Origin of the sequence: Enterobacter sp. A103 (assembly GCF_034427535.1) — a bacterium.
GTDB lineage: Bacteria > Pseudomonadota > Gammaproteobacteria > Enterobacterales > Enterobacteriaceae > Enterobacter > Enterobacter asburiae_B.
The window spans coordinates 1-16,118 of sequence record NZ_JAXQPQ010000021.1 but is presented as its reverse complement, the minus strand read 5'-3'; the positions used below and the strand labels follow the sequence as shown (position 1 = coordinate 16,118).

The 16,118-nt window shown below is 56.8% G+C and carries 15 protein-coding genes and 1 pseudogene; 13 read left to right on the top strand and 3 right to left on the bottom strand.

What is annotated here, in order from left to right:
- Nucleotides 1-311 precede the first annotated feature (311 nt).
- Nucleotides 312-1,347: pseudogene (locus SPH27_RS22800) on the top strand (nickel/cobalt transporter).
- 33 nt (nt 1,348-1,380) lie between these two features.
- Here SPH27_RS22800 and proP read toward each other — a convergent pair.
- Nucleotides 1,381-2,883 carry a glycine betaine/L-proline transporter ProP gene (gene proP, locus SPH27_RS22795; RefSeq protein ID WP_029740241.1) on the bottom strand — a complete coding sequence of 501 codons (1,503 nt, stop codon included), beginning with the start codon at nt 2,881-2,883 and terminating at the stop codon, nt 1,381-1,383.
- Nucleotides 2,884-3,531: 648 nt separating this feature from the next.
- Here proP and kdgT point away from each other — a divergent pair.
- The gene (gene kdgT, locus SPH27_RS22790) at nt 3,532-4,524 is read left to right on the top strand and encodes a 2-keto-3-deoxygluconate transporter (protein ID WP_182072922.1); all 993 of its coding nucleotides are present in this window, start codon (nt 3,532-3,534) and stop codon (nt 4,522-4,524) included.
- Between the two features lie 44 nt (nt 4,525-4,568).
- Here the strand turns inward: kdgT and SPH27_RS22785 are convergent, their stop codons facing one another.
- Together SPH27_RS22785 and crfC are read right to left on the bottom strand one after the other, a co-directional pair.
- Nucleotides 4,569-5,444: a diguanylate cyclase regulator RdcB family protein gene (locus SPH27_RS22785; protein WP_033144442.1), complete on the bottom strand. Its 876-nt coding sequence runs from the start codon at nt 5,442-5,444 to the stop codon at nt 4,569-4,571.
- Complete coding sequence (gene crfC, locus SPH27_RS22780) at nt 5,441-7,786, bottom strand: clamp-binding protein CrfC (RefSeq protein ID WP_182072921.1); 2,346 nt, start codon at nt 7,784-7,786, stop codon at nt 5,441-5,443. Before crfC ends, SPH27_RS22785 begins: the two co-directional genes overlap by 4 nt.
- Before the next feature lie 595 nt (nt 7,787-8,381).
- Here crfC and SPH27_RS22775 point away from each other — a divergent pair.
- The 11 genes from SPH27_RS22775 to SPH27_RS22725 all read left to right on the top strand — a co-directional run.
- Nucleotides 8,382-8,717 (top strand): zinc ribbon domain-containing protein YjdM, encoded by a 336-nt coding sequence (locus tag SPH27_RS22775; protein WP_023310096.1) that lies wholly within the window; start codon nt 8,382-8,384, stop codon nt 8,715-8,717.
- Nucleotides 8,718-8,797: 80 nt separating this feature from the next.
- Nucleotides 8,798-9,235 (top strand): VOC family metalloprotein YjdN, encoded by a 438-nt coding sequence (gene yjdN, locus SPH27_RS22770; RefSeq protein WP_033144440.1) that lies wholly within the window; start codon nt 8,798-8,800, stop codon nt 9,233-9,235.
- Between the two features lie 136 nt (nt 9,236-9,371).
- Entirely contained in the window at nt 9,372-10,160 is a 789-nt protein-coding gene (gene phnC / locus SPH27_RS22765) for a phosphonate ABC transporter ATP-binding protein (RefSeq protein WP_182072920.1), read from the top strand.
- 24 nt (nt 10,161-10,184) lie between these two features.
- Nucleotides 10,185-11,201 carry a phosphonate ABC transporter substrate-binding protein gene (gene phnD / locus SPH27_RS22760; protein WP_048976469.1) on the top strand — a complete coding sequence of 339 codons (1,017 nt, stop codon included), beginning with the start codon at nt 10,185-10,187 and terminating at the stop codon, nt 11,199-11,201.
- A 117-nt stretch (nt 11,202-11,318) separates the two neighbouring features.
- Entirely contained in the window at nt 11,319-12,098 is a 780-nt protein-coding gene (gene phnE, locus SPH27_RS22755; protein WP_023310092.1) for a phosphonate ABC transporter, permease protein PhnE, read from the top strand.
- A gap of 20 nt (nt 12,099-12,118) precedes the next feature.
- Nucleotides 12,119-12,844 (top strand): phosphonate metabolism transcriptional regulator PhnF, encoded by a 726-nt coding sequence (phnF, locus tag SPH27_RS22750; RefSeq protein ID WP_023310091.1) that lies wholly within the window; start codon nt 12,119-12,121, stop codon nt 12,842-12,844.
- Nucleotides 12,845-13,297 (top strand): phosphonate C-P lyase system protein PhnG, encoded by a 453-nt coding sequence (gene phnG / locus SPH27_RS22745; protein WP_182072919.1) that lies wholly within the window; start codon nt 12,845-12,847, stop codon nt 13,295-13,297.
- The gene (gene phnH, locus SPH27_RS22740; protein WP_182072918.1) at nt 13,294-13,878 is read left to right on the top strand and encodes a phosphonate C-P lyase system protein PhnH; all 585 of its coding nucleotides are present in this window, start codon (nt 13,294-13,296) and stop codon (nt 13,876-13,878) included. Before phnG ends, phnH begins: the two co-directional genes overlap by 4 nt.
- The gene (locus tag SPH27_RS22735; RefSeq protein WP_182072917.1) at nt 13,878-14,942 is read left to right on the top strand and encodes a carbon-phosphorus lyase complex subunit PhnI; all 1,065 of its coding nucleotides are present in this window, start codon (nt 13,878-13,880) and stop codon (nt 14,940-14,942) included. Before phnH ends, SPH27_RS22735 begins: the two co-directional genes overlap by 1 nt.
- Entirely contained in the window at nt 14,935-15,780 is an 846-nt protein-coding gene (phnJ, locus tag SPH27_RS22730; protein WP_033144435.1) for an alpha-D-ribose 1-methylphosphonate 5-phosphate C-P-lyase PhnJ, read from the top strand. The genes SPH27_RS22735 and phnJ overlap by 8 nt, the downstream gene beginning before the upstream one ends.
- The coding region (locus SPH27_RS22725; protein ID WP_322435903.1) for an ATP-binding cassette domain-containing protein at nt 15,777-16,118 on the top strand (342 nt) is incomplete at its 3' end. The genes phnJ and SPH27_RS22725, both read left to right, overlap by 4 nt.

Sequence of the window (16,118 nt, the reverse complement as noted above, 5' to 3'; positions counted from 1 at the left end):
ATTACGCTTTCCTCTTTCAGAGTCAACCCGTTATTTCAGAATTTTTCTCTTCAACCGAACCGCTTGTTGTGTGAAGTGATTCACATCCGCCGTGTCGATGGAGGCGCATTATAGGGAGTTCTCGGCTGGCCGCAACCGCTAAATGTCAGAAAAATGACTGACTGCTGCATTCCACAGCAAAACCCCGCCTTATACCCTTTTATGCACAAAGTTATCCACAATCATGAGCGAATCGCGATGCGACCCTACGAATTGGGCGGCAAGATCAACTATACTAGCGGCAAATAATCTCCCCTGTGCAGGCCCCCCTCATGACCACACAACGCCTCGCCCGCGACTGGCGTCTCCCTACCGCAGGTTTGATGCTGCTGGCAATCCTCTTTGCGGGTTTTACCCTGCATGCGCACTGGAACGCCTTTATCCAGTGGTGTCTCGCCACGCAAATTACGCTGCACCGTTATCTGGTGATGTATCTGCTGCAGCTTAATAACCACCAGTACAGCGGCGGATTATGGCTGTTAACGGGGGCTTTCCTTTATGGTGTTCTCCACGCCATTGGCCCCGGACACGGAAAGTTCATCGTGACGACCTATCTGACCACCAATAAGGAAAGCGAGCTGGCCGCCCGGGTTGTCCCCTTCCTGGGTAGCCTGATGCAGGGGGTCAGCGCCATTCTGTTTGTCTTTATTATGGCGGTAGGGTTTAACCTCGCCTCAGGGGATATCAGTACCAGCCGCTGGTACGTGGAGAAGATAAGCGCAGTGCTTATTGGCGCATTCGGTGCTTTTGTCATTTATCAGGCGCTGAAGAGCCTGCGCCCGCGCAGGATGACTATCTCCGCCATCAAGCCGCTTCATCAGCATGATGAACACTGTGGCTGCGGCCACCACGGCGTGGGGGCAGATCTGACGCAGGGCGACTGGAAAACGCGCCTGGGCGTCATTCTGGCGATTGGNTGGCTGCGGCCACCACGGCGTGGGGGCAGATCTGACGCAGGGCGACTGGAAAACGCGCCTGGGCGTCATTCTGGCGATTGGCGCACGTCCGTGCAGCGGGGCGATCATGATTCTGATGTTTTCGAACGCGCTGGGCATTGTCACCTGGGGGGTAGCCGCGGTCATGACCATGTCTTTGGGCACCGCACTTTCTATTGTGGGGCTTTCCCTGGCTGTACGTTACGCCCGCGAGCGCACGGTGACCTGGTTCGGAGAGAGCGCCTCATTGAGATGGCTCGTACCGGCAGTCAAAATAGCCGGAGGGATAGTCCTGATCCTGTTTGCGACGGTGCTGTTCCTGACGGTGATCCCCGTCAGCGCCAATGGCGACTACATCGCTGCCGGATGCTAATAAAAGAAAACCCGCCGTTGGCGGGTTTCTTTATTACTCATTGATGCGTGGATGCTGGTCCACCAGTCGGGAGCGTTTTTTCTGCAGCTCTTCAATCTCTGCGTCAATATCCTCAATCTTCTGCTCTACGTTATCGTAGTGCTCGCGCAGGATCTCTTTCGCTTCCTGGATGTCAGACGCCGCAGGCGTTGCGCCTTTCAGAGGGCGATTCGCCGTCTCCTTCATGGTAAGACCTGTAATCAAACCAATCACCGCAATCACCATCAGGTAATAAGCCGGCATCATCAGGTTCTGCGTGCTCTCGACCAGCGAGGCGGCAAGCGTCGGGGTCAGACCGGCAATCAGCACCGAGATGTTAAAGGCCGCGGCCAGCGCGCTGTAGCGAATGTGCGTCGGGAACATCGCGGGCAACGTTGATGCCATCACCCCGATAAAGCAGTTAAGGATCACCGCCAGCATCAGCAGACCGGCAAAAATCAGCCCCAGCACATCACTGTTAATCAGAATGAATGCCGGAATTGCCAGAGCAAACAGCGCAACGCTTCCCAGGATAATGAACGGTCGACGACCAAAACGGTCACTCAACAGGCCCATAATCGGCTGCACAAACAGCATACCCACCATGATGGCGATAATAATCAGCACACCGTGATCTTCCGAGTAGTGCAGGTTATGCGACAGATAGCTCGGCATGTAGGTCAACAGCATGTAGTAGGTCACGTTGGTCGAAATCACCAGACCAATACAGGTCAGCAGGCTGCGCCAGTGCTTAGTGGCAATCTCTTTGAACGACACCTTCGGACCATCCTGCAGCCCTTCGCGGTCACCCTGTTCCAGTTTTTCGACGTGCTGCTGGAAAGCAGGCGTCTCTTCCAGCGCATGACGCAGGTAAAGACCAATAATCCCCAGCGGCAATGCCAGGAAGAACGGGATACGCCAGCCCCAGTCGAGGAAGTTATCTTCACCCACCACGGTTGAAATCAGCACGACTACGCCTGCGCCCATGACAAACCCGGCAATCGAGCCGAAGTCCAGCCAGCTCCCCATAAATCCGCGCTTACGGTCCGGGGAATACTCGGCAACGAAGATCGAGGCACCGGTATATTCACCGCCTACGGAGAAGCCCTGCGCCATCTTACATATCAGCAGGAGAATGGGTGCCCAAATGCCGATGGTGGCGTAAGACGGTATAAGGCCGATACAGAATGTACTGATCGACATAATGACGATGGTGATGGCCAGGATCTTCTGACGACCATATTTATCGCCGAGCATACCGAAGAACAGACCGCCCAGCGGGCGAATCAGGAAGGGAACGGAGAACGTACCCAGCGCGGCAATCATCTGCAGGCTGGGATCGGCCCCGGGGAAAAACACTTTACCTAACGCATAGGCCACAAAGCCGTAGACACCAAAATCGAACCATTCCATCGCATTACCGAGCGAGGCTGCGGTAATGGCTTTACGCAGCTTTGCGTCATCAATGATGGTGACGTCGCGAAGCGTGATGGGTTTAATCTTTTTCCTTCTTAGCATAGCTATCCTCGTTGACTCGGCCCTGTCTGTTTCACAGTTCAGTTAGCGTTCTGTGAACCATGGGATCCGCTCCATGCGAATCGCCTTATTCAAGCGTAGCAGGTTTACTTACATTGACGTTTTACGTCGATACAACCGAACCTGTTGACGCCTGCCTGGGCAGTTAATGACCTTTTTACCCTACCAGCGTTTATATTTGTGATCAACTTCACACATATTTTCGTGTCTGGTCAGCTCAGGCAAATTTTTGTCAAGGAGTGCCAATAAGTACTTCCTTACCCCACCTAAAGAACATCCTCCCGCACGTCATTATTTCTTTCGTAACAGAAAAACAAACCACATTAATTCACATCAGGTTTACATAAATTTTCATCAGCAGGAACCGGCCTCAGGTTTTACATTAAATATGTGATAAAGATAGCTAAAACGATGTTTTATTTTCATTGAATCAATATTCCAATGATCGCATCATAAATCCGAATTCAGCGTTTTACGTGTTTAAGGAAAAGGTTAATTGAGAGCGCGCATTTAATTTTGTTGCAGGGCTTTCGAAAAAACACCACAAGCAATACGAGCAATCAATTGAATTTATTGACTAATTTTTAACACCTATCCCCCGTACTGCGGGATCCGATGTGAGGTTTGTCTATGAAGATTAAAGCCACGATAGAACATATACCCGGCGGCATGATGCTGGTTCCGCTGGTACTGGGCGCGATCCTGAATACCCTTGCTCCCAATACCGGAGCTTATTTTGGCGGTTTCACAAAAGGCATGATAACAGGCACGGTTCCCATTCTTGCCGTCTGGTTTTTTTGTATCGGCGCATCCATTAATTTACGGGCAACGGGGACAGTATTACGGAAATCCGGCACGCTGGTGATCACCAAAATAGCGGTAGCCTGGGCGGTGGCAATGATATGCGCGATGTTCATTCCGGAGAATGGAATTCAGACCGGGTTCTTTGCGGGTTTATCGGTCCTGGCGATTGTCTCGGCGATGGATATGACCAACGGCGGATTGTACGCCAGCCTGATGAATCAGTACGGGACGAAAGAAGAGTCCGGCGCATTTGTGTTGATGTCTCTGGAGTCCGGCCCATTGATGACGATGCTGATCCTGGGGTCTGCTGGCCTGGCCTCGTTTGAACCGCACCACTTTGTCGGCGCAATCCTGCCCTTCCTGGTCGGTTTCGCCCTTGGCAATCTCGACCGCGATCTGCGCGATTTCTTCAGCAAAGCCACGCCGGTGCTGATCCCGTTCTTCGGTTTCGCACTGGGGAACACCATCAACCTGAAGGTCATTCTCGATACCGGCCTGCTGGGCATTGTGCTGGGTGTCGCCGTGATCGTCATCACCGGTATTCCGCTGATTATTGCCGACCGCATAATCGGAGGAGGAAACGGCACGGCCGGCGTCGCCGCCTCTTCAGCCGCGGGTGCTGCTGTTGCAAACCCGGTGATTATCGCCCAAATTAACCCGGCCTTCGAACCGGTCGCCGCTTCAGCAACGGCGCTGGTTGCCGCGAGCGTGATCGTCACCGCGATTCTGGTCCCCATCATCACGGCGCTGTATGCGAAACGCTACGGGAATATGCAAGAGACCCTGCCTGAACCGAAGCCGATAGAAATGAATCATTAACACACCGCACCGTTCCCTCTCCCAATGGGGAGAGGGGGAGAGATTTAGCCAAAAATCTCTTCCACCATCCCGTCCACCAGCCGTTTTGCCGAACAGAGTCTCGGCATGCCCAGCGCGACGGTCTGCCAGTTTTGCGTCACTGACCAGCTCACCGGATGTTGATCCGCCTGACACCAGTCCCCCAGCCAGCCCAGCATGTCTTTATGATCGATTAAACCCGGAGAGGCCGGCGTTGTCAGCCACTGGTGATAGAAATGGCGGGTCGTGGGGGACGCATTGATGCCCTGTGCCAGATAGTTAGCCGCCATGCTGCGCAGGTTATCCTTAAGCATTGCCGCCACATCTTCATTCGCGAGGCGGCATGCGTCACCAAATGCCCCCCAGCGCAGCTCTTCCAGGACGATAAAACAGCGCCCGGCCAGCGACCAGCCATCATAATGCCCGGCCCGCCAGCGGGTAAAAATCTGCTCGCTATGCTCACCCGCCTGCACCGTCAGCCCGCGCTGGGTTAGCGCCTTCTCTTTATAGGCGGCGCGTTGGGTAAAATGAGAAGCGAGTTCAGCGTACTGCTGCATCAGACCGGGGGACTGCTGGGCGCGCGGGTGCGTCTGCTGGCGCAAAGCAATCAGTTTCTCTGCCATCAGCGTCAGCGCGAGATGACCCGGGTCAAGCATGCCGGCCAGTTTTTCCGCCAGTCCCAGGCGCAGCGCCGCATTTTCATTGAGCATACCCGCCATCGCCCAGGGGCGCAGCCGGGTATGCGTCATGATTTCCTGAGTCAAACGCTCACGAAACTGAAGCTGTTGTGGTCCCAGGTGAGGATGACGCGCCGCGTCCACTCCCTGAACCAGATCGACCATAAATTTTGGATTAATACACTCCAGCGTTCGCCCGGGGCCGTCCAGTAGTGGTGTTGTCATGGTTGCTCTGCCGCGAATAGAGTTTGAATATCATCGCGTAACAGTCGGGTATCTTCCTGTATCCACGCCGCAGTCGTAATACTTTGCTTCAACAGCTGGCAGAGCGCTCGGGTTGAATGCTCATTCTGTTGACGCACTGCGAGGCTATCACGCAAGCTTTCCTGTAACCCGGTCAGGCACAGCGAGAATTCTGCAAAGAACGTCGCCATTCCTGCCGTAACAGAGACATCGACCTGCGCGGACAAAGCTTTACGTATTTGTTCACAAAACAGCTCAATATGTTGCTTAAATTTGTCATGTAGCTGCGCAATATCGATAACATAGCGCGTGCGCGTTTCCACATACTCATCCCAGCCCCAGCCCGGATTATTGAGCCAGCGAGAGACCGTTTCTCGCATGCTGCTCCCGCCTGATGACGGGCCTGCCTGGCTGTCATCCTGCGCTATCGCATCGTTAAACAGCGCCCGCGTATTGAAGTTGAGCTGGTGAGCCTGAAACGCCGGGAAACTGATTCGCGCCCGAAAACCCGCATGGCTCAGATGCTCTTTAATACGCGTTTCGATGGGGCGCATGGCTTCGTTCAGGGAACGCGCCAGCGTAGATTCAAGCTGGTCGAAGCGTAACGCCAGCTCCCGGCAGATTTTCGTCTGTGCATCCAGCATCACCAATTCGCAGGAGGAGCGGATTTTACTCAGCGCGATCTGCGCCTGCCCTTCATCGTCCAGAACCAGCTGCTTCAGCTCGTCATCGTGAGGGTTCTGCCGATCGATACCTGCCAAATCAAGAATATGCTGAGCGCTGAACACCTCGCCAATCGCCTGGTTAAGCGCGGTTTTTTGCGCTCCCATAAAGTCCGCTGTAGCGTTCAGCGCCTCCTCAACTTCATGTTTCACCTCATCGCTCACCACGCTCTGACGCGTCTGGAGAAGCGCCATGTCCTCTTCCAGACGTGCGATATTCAGTTCCAGAGCCTCAAAGGCAACCGTCAGCCCCTGATAGCGGAAATCGAGGTACTCCCGGGCATTTTGTGCGTAGTTGAGCAGCTTATGCGAGGCCGAACGCAGCGCGTAAAGCGAGGCATTGGCATAGGCGGCGTAAATCAGTTTGCGTATCGGTTGTTCGAAAAGCGAATCTTCCCAGAGCAAATCGGCAGCATGACGAATATGGTCGATATCGTCCAGGTCCGCCGTACGCCAGCGTCGCCCAAGCGCCGCTTCGGCAAAGTCCTGTACCCAGGGTTGCTCCTGATGATCCGGCAGTTGTCCGTGGGTACTCATCTCGTAACGAGCGCGGTTCGCCAGATAGGCCCACATGGACGAAACGGGGTAGATCTGGCCAGGCGAAATATTGCCTTTCATTAAGGTGCCGGAGATCATCGCCCGGATCTGCTCTTCATCGTCGCTATTGCGATCTTTCTGATCGAATTTATTGACCAGCGCATACAGCGGCACGGATTTTCCCGCCGCGGAAATGGCCTGGCGGACTTCTTCATCAGAGATGGATTTAAGCTGGGTATAATCCATCACGGCCAGCACCGCCGACGCGCGGGACAACTGCTCGCTGAGCATTTTTTGCAGGTGCGGCTGTCCGGCCTCATTCGGCCCGGGCGTATCGAGCAGCGTCAGCTGTCCGAGGTGAGCATCAAGACCCGCAAGATGCACGAACTCCACTTCAATCACCGGAATATGTTCGATAGCCGCATACTCAGAGAACGGAAACTCCACCCCTAACGCCTGGGAAAGCCTCACCAGGTCGTTGAGGCTTTTCAGACAATGAAATATCGGCTGCGCGCCCAGGTGATGCTTCTCAAAAGCCTCTCCTTTTTCAATGCGCTCCAGCAGCGTATTCATGTCTTTATCAATTTCCAGATGCTGGGCCAGCTTTCCGCGATCGTAATCGCATAGCTTTTTCTGAAGCAGTTGGATCAATTCATCAATGGGCGAGGCATGTGAGAAATGCAGCACCGGCTCCTTCTGACCCGGCGTGTGGCGAATCAGGGTAGGAAGCGCCGTCATCGGACGATTGCGGTTCGGCAACACTTCGGTCCCCACAATCGCATTAATGGTGGTCGATTTCCCCGCTTTCATAGTGCCAACAATAGCCAGGACCATTTCCAGCCGGGTTATTTTTCGTAATTCATTATTCAGCATCGCCTGCTGCGCTTCGACACCGCGCGCGCTAAAATGCAAAGGTAAAACGTTGTTCTTTTCACCCGTAATAGCAGCCGCGGTGCTCTCCAGCATCGCAGTCGGCATTGATTTCAACGTATCAAGGTTTTGCCGGGCGAGCTGTAGCAAACGCTCAGCTTCCTGGCTTAATTCAAAAATGGTCTGTGTGTGCATGATAAAAGCCTTTCCTTAACGCAAATTTATTACTTTTATTAAGCCACTGGTATTAATTATGTTGTTCAGGCTTATATGATCACGTGTGGAAAACATGTCCGCCGAAATATAACTGATTGATGATAATCAGAAATAATTCGCTATCCTTGCATGGCGTGTATAGCTCCCCTCCTGGCCTGACGGCCAAAGGAAAAAAGCGTAGCCCAATTTTAAGAAACTTCAGGATATATCATCATTATTTACCCACCTAAAAAGAGAGGTAATACGCCCCTGCCAAAAGATATGGATGGCAGCGAAGTCAGGAGATAAATAACAATGTGTCGCTTCACCTTATCCGAAATGAAGGAGCGTAGCAATTTGCTGCAATAAAATATTCGATATATTTAGCGTCATTTCTTCCCAACGTGTTAATGAGGTAAGCATCGCTTAACTGACTGACAGGAAGTGTCACTCCCGATACGCTTTTTGCATTTTTTTAATTCACAATGTCACCGACAAACGTGTGGATTTGCGCTATACTTGCCGCCTTTTTCGGCACGCTGCCGTCATTTAGCTGGCACTTTCCAGCGCGTTTACACTTTTTGAGGATACCGATATGTCACTCCCACACTGCCCAAAATGCAATTCTGAATACACCTATGAAGATAATGGCATGTTCATCTGCCCGGAATGCGCTCACGAATGGAACGATGCCGAACCATCACACGATGCTGATGCACTTGTCGTAAAAGATGCGAACGGCAATTTGCTGGCGGACGGCGACAGCGTAACCGTGATTAAAGATCTGAAAGTGAAAGGCAGTTCTTCCATGCTGAAGATCGGCACCAAAGTGAAGAATATCCGTCTGGTTGAAGGCGATCATAATATCGACTGCAAAATTGACGGCTTCGGTCCGATGAAGCTGAAATCAGAGTTCGTGAAAAAGAACTGATTTACCCGCCCGGTGGCGCTTCGCTTACCGGGTTTTCGGGAACTACACTTAACGGGCTTTTCTTACGTGAGGTAAAGATTATGCCGTTAAGTCCCTACATCTCTTTTGCCGGCAACTGTGCAGAAGCCACTTCTTTCTACCAGCAAGCCGTCGGCGCAGAGCTTCTCTATAAAATCACCTTCGGCGAAATGCCAAAAAGCGATAACAGCGAAGAAGGCTGTCCGTCCGGTATGCAATTTCCGGATTCGGCTATCGCTCACTCCAACGTCCGCATTGCGGGCAGCGATATCATGATGAGCGACGGGATGCCGCCGGGCAGCAACGCGCAGTACGCGGGCTTCACGCTGGTTCTCGACACCCAGGACGTTAATGAAGGCAAACGCTGGTTCGACAACCTCGCCGCGGGCGGGAATATCGACATGGCCTGGCAGGAAACCTTCTGGGCACACGGTTTCGGTAAAGTCACCGATAAATACGGCGTGCCGTGGATGATTAACGTCGTTAAGCAGCAGCACTAATTTTCGGGCGGTGGGCGCTCTGCCTCCGCCTGTCATCAAACTCCGCTCAACTCTTCAAACTCCCGCAACCCAGACTTAACCCAAATGTCACATTGATGCGCCAGCATGAGGCCACATTTATCGTGAGGCCCAGCACATGCAAACCGTCATCCGCGTCGAGAAACTGAGCAAGACCTTCCATCACAATAAGGCTCTGCATGCCGTTGATCTGACCGTCCAGCAGGGCGAAATGGTGGCGCTGCTGGGGCCATCCGGTTCAGGTAAATCCACCCTTCTGCGTCATTTAAGCGGTCTTATCACCTGCGATAAAACGCCGGAAAGCCACGTCGAGCTGCTGGGCAATACCGTGCAGCGCGCGGGGCGTCTCGCCAGCGATATCCGCAAGAGCCGCGCCCAGACGGGCTACATCTTCCAGCAGTTCAACCTGGTGAACCGTCTGACGGTGCTGGAGAACGTGCTGATTGGCGCGCTCGGCAGCACCCCGTTCTGGCGCACCTGTCTGCGCTGGTTCTTCCCTTCGCAGAAGCAGGAAGCCTTACAGGCGCTGACCCGCGTCGGCATGGCGCATTTTGCCCACCAGCGCGTCTCCACCCTGTCCGGTGGGCAACAGCAGCGCGTGGCGATTGCGCGCGCGCTGATGCAGAAAGCGCAAATCATTCTTGCAGACGAACCCATTGCCTCGCTGGACCCGGAGTCCGCCCGCATCGTGATGGAAACCCTGCGCGACATTAACCAGAACGACGGCATCACCGTGGTGGTCACGCTGCATCAGGTGGATTACGCCCTGCGCTACTGCGAACGCATTGTCGCCCTGCGTCAGGGACACGTGTTCTTTGATGGCGCGAGCCATCAGTTTGATAACGAACGTTTTGACCATCTCTACCGCAGCATTAACCGCGTCGAAGAGAACGCGCAGGCTGCTTAATTAAACCCGATCCGAGGAAAGTACATGAGCTACAAAGCCGTTGCCGCGCTGGCCTTTACCAGCATGTTCAGCCTCAGCACCCTGTTAAGCCCGGCGTATGCACAAGAGCAGGAAAAAGCGCTGAACTTCGGCATTATTTCGACGGAATCACAGCAGAATCTGAAGCCTCAGTGGGAACCGTTCCTGAAAGATATGGAAACTAAGCTGGGGATCAAAGTGAACGCCTTCTTCGCCCCGGACTACGCGGGCATCATCCAGGGGATGCGCTTTAATAAAGTGGACATCGCCTGGTACGGCAACCTCTCCGCCATGGAAGCGGTGGACCGCGCGAACGGCCAGGTCTTTGCCCAGACCGTCGCGGCAGATGGCTCCCCGGGCTACTGGAGCGTGCTGATCGTCAACAAAGACAGCCCGATCAACAACCTCAACGACATGCTCGCCAAACGCAAAGAGCTGACCTTCGGCAACGGCGACCCGAACTCGACCTCCGGCTACCTTGTCCCTGGCTACTACGTCTTCGCCAAAAACAACGCCTCCGCCAGCGACTTCAAGCGCACGGTGAACGCCAGCCACGAAACCAACGCCCTGGCCGTGGCCAACAAGCAGGTGGACGTTGCTACCAACAACACCGAGAACCTCGACAAGCTGAAAACTTCCGCGCCGGACAAGCTGAAAGAGATCAAGGTTATCTGGAAATCGCCGCTGATCCCGGGCGACCCGATCGTCTGGCGTAAAAACCTCTCCGAGAGCACCAAGGACAAGGTTTACGACTTCTTCATGACCTATGGCAAAACGCCGGAAGAGAAAGCGGTCCTGGCGCGTCTGGGCTGGGCACCGTTCCGCCCGTCAAGCGACCTGCAGCTGGTCCCGATTCGCCAGCTGGCGCTGTTTAAAGAGATGCAGGGCGTGAAGGACAACAAAGGGCTGAAGGACGAGGAGAAGACCAGCAAAGTGGCCACCATTCAGGCCCAGCTGGAAGACCTCGACCGCCTGACCGCCGCGCTCGGTGCGATGACGAGCGTGAATAAAGCGGTGCAGTAGTGCCTTTCTCCCTCTCCCCGTGGGAGAGGGCCGGGGTGAGGGCATCAGCGCGCACATTTCCCCCTCACCCTAACCCTCTCCCTCAAGGGAGAGGGGACTAAACCCAAAGGAGCCAACATGCAAACCATCACCCTCCCGCCGCCGAAGCGCAGCTGGTTCTCGCTCATAAGCTGGGCCATCCTGCTGGCTGTGCTGGTTATCTCCTGGAAGGGCGCGGAAATGGATCCGCTGCTGCTCTTCAAGGACGCGGGCAACATGGCGACTTTCGCCGCCGACTTCTTCCCGCCGGACTTCAGCCAGTGGCAGGACTATCTCAGCGAAATGGCGGTCACCCTGCAAATCGCCGTCTGGGGCACCGCCCTTGCCGTCGTTCTCTCCATTCCCTTTGGCCTGATGAGCGCCGAAAACATCGTGCCGTGGTGGATATACCAGCCGATGCGTCGCCTGATGGACGCCTGTCGCGCCATCAATGAAATGGTCTTTGCGATGCTGTTCGTGGTCGCCGTTGGCCTGGGTCCGTTCGCCGGCGTGATGGCACTGTTCATCCACACCACCGGCGTGCTCTCCAAGCTGCTTTCAGAAGCGGTCGAAGCCATTGAGCCCGGCCCGGTGGAAGGCATCCGCGCAACGGGCGCCAACAAAATCGAAGAGATCCTTTACGGCGTCCTGCCGCAGGTTATGCCGCTCCTGATTTCCTACTCCCTGTACCGCTTTGAGTCCAACGTCCGCTCCGCGACGGTGGTCGGCATGGTGGGCGCAGGCGGGATTGGCGTCACCCTGTGGGAAGCGATTCGCGGTTTTCAGTTCCAGCAAACCTGCGCCCTGATGGTGCTCATCATCGTCACCGTCAGCCTGCTGGATTTCCTCTCTCAACGTTTGCGTAAGCACTTCATCTGAGAAGCGAGGCTTTGTTTTCTATGCACTTATCCAGACATCCGACCAGTTATCCCACCCGCTGGCAAGAGATTGCGGCAAAGCTCGAAGTGGAGCTGCGCACGCACTACCGCTGCGGGGACTACCTGCCCGCCGAGCAGCAGCTTGCCGACCGCTATGAGGTGAACCGCCACACCCTGCGTCGCGCCATTGACCAGCTGGTCGAGCGCGGCTGGGTCCAGCGCCGTCAGGGCGTGGGCGTGCTGGTGCTGATGCGCCCGTTCGACTACCCGCTGAACGCCCAGGCGCGCTTTAGCCAGAACCTGCTGGATCAGGGCAGCCACCCGACCAGCGAAAAGCTGCTCTCGGTGCTGCGTCCGGCCTCCAGCCACGTGGCGGACGCGCTGGGCATTCAGGAGGGCGACGACGTCATTCACCTGCGTACCCTGCGTCGCGTTAACGGCGTGGCGGTATGCCAGATAGACCACTACTTTGCGGACCTCGCCCTCTGGCCCGTGCTCCAGCATTTCTCCAGCGGCTCGCTGCATGATTTTCTTCAGGATGCGACAGGCATAGCGCTCAAACGCACCCAGACCCGCATCAGCGCCCGTCGCGCGCAGGCGAAAGAGAGCAAGGTGCTCGAAATCCCCAATATGGCCCCGCTGCTCTGCGTGCGCACCCTCAATCACCGTGACGGCGAGATCAACGCGACGGAATACTCCGTCAGCCTGACCCGCGCCGACATGATCGAATTTACCATGGAGCACTGAATGCACTTCGATACCGCCACCCGACAGCGCTGGATGCGCGAGCTGGCCCACAGCCAGCCTGCCGCGCTGGCTGCCCGCATGAACGCGCTCAGCCTGACGCCAGACTACGACACCCTTCGCGCCCCGGAGATCGGCCTCGTTCAGATCCAGGCGCGCATGGGCGGCACCGGAGAACGCTTTTTCGCCGGAGATGCCACCCTCACCCGCGCGGCAATCCGCCTGAACAGCGGCACGCTGGGCTACAGCTACGTGCTGGGGCGCGACAAAGCGCACGCCGAGCGCTGCGCGGTGATCGACGCGCTTTTACAGGAACAACCCTATTTCCAGACGTTAATGGAAACCCTTATTGCCCCGCTGGAAGCCGACCGCGCCGCGCGCATTGCCGCACGTCAGGCCGAAGTGAACACCAGCCGGGTCGACTTCTTTACGCTCGTTCGCGGAGACAACGCATGACGCTTCAACCTGCTTTTACCCTGGCCGTCCAGGATGCCCAACACAGTTTTCGTCGCCTGCTGAAAGCGATGAGCGAGCCGGGCGTGATCGTCTCGCTGCACCAGCTCTCCCAGGGCTGGCTGCCGCTGAATCTGGCGACCACCAGCGTGCTGCTGACGCTTGCCGACAACGACACCCCGGTGTGGCTTTCAGGCGCGCTGTCGAACGATATCGCCAGCCAGAACCTGCGTTTTCACACCGGTGCGCCGCTGGTCGATCAGCCCCAGCAGGCGGTTTTTGCCGTGGCCGACGAGCAAATCAGCCATGAACAGCTCAACGCCCTGAGCGAAGGCAGCGCCGTCGCCCCGGAGACCAGCGCCACGCTGATCCTGCAGGTCACCAGCCTGAGCGGCGGCCGCATGCTGCGCCTGACGGGAGCAGGCATCGCCGACGAGCGCATGGTCGCGCCGCAGCTGCCGGAGTGCATCATTCACGAGCTGACCGAGCGCCCGCACCCGTTCCCGCTGGGCATTGACCTGATCCTGACCTGCGGCGAGCGCCTGCTGGCAATACCGCGGACCACCCACGTGGAGGTGTGCTGATGTACGTTGCCGTCAAAGGGGGCGAGAAGGCGATCGCCGCCGCCCATGCGCTACAGGCGCACAGACGACGGGGCGATGAACGGCTTCCCGAGCTGAGCGTCGCCCAGATTGAACAGCAGCTAAACCTCGCCGTCGACCGCGTGATGACCGAGGGCGGCATCGCCGACCGCGAGCTGGCGGCGCTGGCCCTGAAGCAGGCCAGCGGCGACAACGTGGAAGCCATCTTCCTGCTGCGCGCCTACCGCACCACGCTTGCCAGACTGGCGGTCAGCGAGCCGGTGAACACGGCGGAGATGCGCCTGGAACGCCGCATTTCTGCCGTTTATAAAGACATCCCCGGCGGCCAGCTGCTTGGCCCCACCTACGACTACACCCACCGCCTGCTGGATTTTACCCTGTTGGCGAACGGCGAATCGCCGCAGCTCAGCACCTCCGACGCCGAACAGGAACCGTCTCCGCACGTCTTCAGCCTGCTGGCAAAACAGGGCCTGGCGAAGACGGAAGAAGATTCAGGCGCGCAGCCGGATGACATCACCCGCACGCCGCCGGTTTACCCGTGCTCGCGCTCGTCCCGCCTGCAGCAGCTGATGCGCGGCGACGAAGGCTATCTGCTGGCGCTGGCCTACTCCACCCAGCGCGGCTACGGGCGCAACCACCCGTTCGCGGCCGAAATTCGCAGCGGCTATATCGACATTGAAATCGTACCGGAAGAGCTGGGTTTTGCGGTGAACGTCGGCGAACTGCTGATGACCGAGTGTGAAATGGTGAACGGTTTCGTCGCCCCGGAAGACGAAGACCCGTACTTTACCCGCGGCTACGGGCTGGTATTCGGCCTCGGCGAGCGCAAGGCCATGGCCATGGCGCTGGTTGACCGCGCCCTGCAGGCACCGGACTACGGCGAGCACGTTGCAGGCCCGGCGCAGGACGAAGAGTTTGTGCTGGCCCACGCGGATAACGTTGAGGCCGCTGGCTTCGTCTCGCACCTCAAGCTGCCGCACTACGTCGATTTCCAGGCCGAACTGGAACTGCTGAAACGCCTGCAACGGGAGCGCAAAAATGGCTAACTTAAGCGGCTACAACTTTGCCTATCTGGATGAGCAAACCAAACGCATGATCCGCCGCGCCATCTTAAAAGCGGTGGCCATTCCGGGCTATCAGGTGCCGTTCGGCGGCCGCGAAATGCCGATGCCCTACGGCTGGGGCACGGGCGGTATACAGATCACCGCCAGCGTGATCGGCGAGGCGGACGTGCTGAAGGTCATCGACCAGGGTGCCGACGACACCACCAACGCCGTGTCGATCCGCAGCTTCTTCCAGCGCGTAACCGGCGTCAATACCACCGAAAAAACCGAAGACGCAACGCTGATCCAGACCCGTCACCGCATCCCGGAAACCCCGCTCACTGAAGATCAGATTTTGATTTTCCAGGTGCCGATCCCGGAGCCGCTGCGTTTTATCGAGCCGCGCGAAACGGAAACCCGCACCATGCACGCGCTGGAAGAGTACGGCGTCATGCAGGTGAAGCTGTATGAGGATATCGCCCGCTTCGGCCATATCGCCACCACCTACGCCTACCCGGTGAAGGTGAACGGGCGCTACGTGATGGACCCGTCGCCAATCCCAAAATTCGATAACCCGAAGATGGACATGATGCCCGCCCTGCAGCTGTTCGGCGCCGGGCGCGAAAAGCGCATCTACGCCGTCCCGCCTTACACCCGCGTGGAAAGCCTGGATTTCGACGATCACCCGTTTACGGTGCAGGAGTGGGACGAGCCGTGCGCCATCTGCGGATCCAAACACAGCTATCTGGACGAAGTGGTGCTGGACGACACGGGCAAACGGATGTTTGTCTGCTCCGACACCGATTACTGCCGCCAACAGAGCGAGGCGAATAGCCAATGAAACCGCTGCTTTCGGTTAATAACCTGACTCACCTGTATGCGCCGGGCAAAGGCTTTAGCGACGTGTCGTTCGAGCTGTGGCCGGGCGAAGTGCTGGGGATCGTCGGCGAGTCCGGCTCCGGCAAAACCACCCTGCTGAAGTCCATCTCCGCGCGCCTGACGCCGCAGAACGGCGACATTCTGTATGAGGGCGCCTCGCTGTACGGCATGAGCGAGGCCGAGCGCCGCCGCCTGCTGCGCACCGAGTGGGGCGTGGTGCATCAGCACCCGATGGACGGCCTGCGCCGTCAGGTCTCCGCCGGGGGCAACATCGGCGAACGCCTGATGGCCACCGGCGCG

What these genes read in the sequence shown, in the direction of transcription:
- proP (WP_029740241.1), bottom strand. Translation starts at nt 2,883, where the DNA reads ATGCTAAGAAGGAAAAAGATTAAACCCATCACGCTTCGCGACGTCACC.
- kdgT (WP_182072922.1), top strand. Translation starts at nt 3,532, where the DNA reads ATGAAGATTAAAGCCACGATAGAACATATACCCGGCGGCATGATGCTG.
- SPH27_RS22785 (WP_033144442.1), bottom strand. Translation starts at nt 5,444, where the DNA reads ATGACAACACCACTACTGGACGGCCCCGGGCGAACGCTGGAGTGTATT.
- crfC (WP_182072921.1), bottom strand. Translation starts at nt 7,786, where the DNA reads ATGCACACACAGACCATTTTTGAATTAAGCCAGGAAGCTGAGCGTTTG.
- SPH27_RS22775 (WP_023310096.1), top strand. Translation starts at nt 8,382, where the DNA reads ATGTCACTCCCACACTGCCCAAAATGCAATTCTGAATACACCTATGAA.
- yjdN (WP_033144440.1), top strand. Translation starts at nt 8,798, where the DNA reads ATGCCGTTAAGTCCCTACATCTCTTTTGCCGGCAACTGTGCAGAAGCC.
- phnC (WP_182072920.1), top strand. Translation starts at nt 9,372, where the DNA reads ATGCAAACCGTCATCCGCGTCGAGAAACTGAGCAAGACCTTCCATCAC.
- phnD (WP_048976469.1), top strand. Translation starts at nt 10,185, where the DNA reads ATGAGCTACAAAGCCGTTGCCGCGCTGGCCTTTACCAGCATGTTCAGC.
- phnE (WP_023310092.1), top strand. Translation starts at nt 11,319, where the DNA reads ATGCAAACCATCACCCTCCCGCCGCCGAAGCGCAGCTGGTTCTCGCTC.
- phnF (WP_023310091.1), top strand. Translation starts at nt 12,119, where the DNA reads ATGCACTTATCCAGACATCCGACCAGTTATCCCACCCGCTGGCAAGAG.
- phnG (WP_182072919.1), top strand. Translation starts at nt 12,845, where the DNA reads ATGCACTTCGATACCGCCACCCGACAGCGCTGGATGCGCGAGCTGGCC.
- phnH (WP_182072918.1), top strand. Translation starts at nt 13,294, where the DNA reads ATGACGCTTCAACCTGCTTTTACCCTGGCCGTCCAGGATGCCCAACAC.
- SPH27_RS22735 (WP_182072917.1), top strand. Translation starts at nt 13,878, where the DNA reads ATGTACGTTGCCGTCAAAGGGGGCGAGAAGGCGATCGCCGCCGCCCAT.
- phnJ (WP_033144435.1), top strand. Translation starts at nt 14,935, where the DNA reads ATGGCTAACTTAAGCGGCTACAACTTTGCCTATCTGGATGAGCAAACC.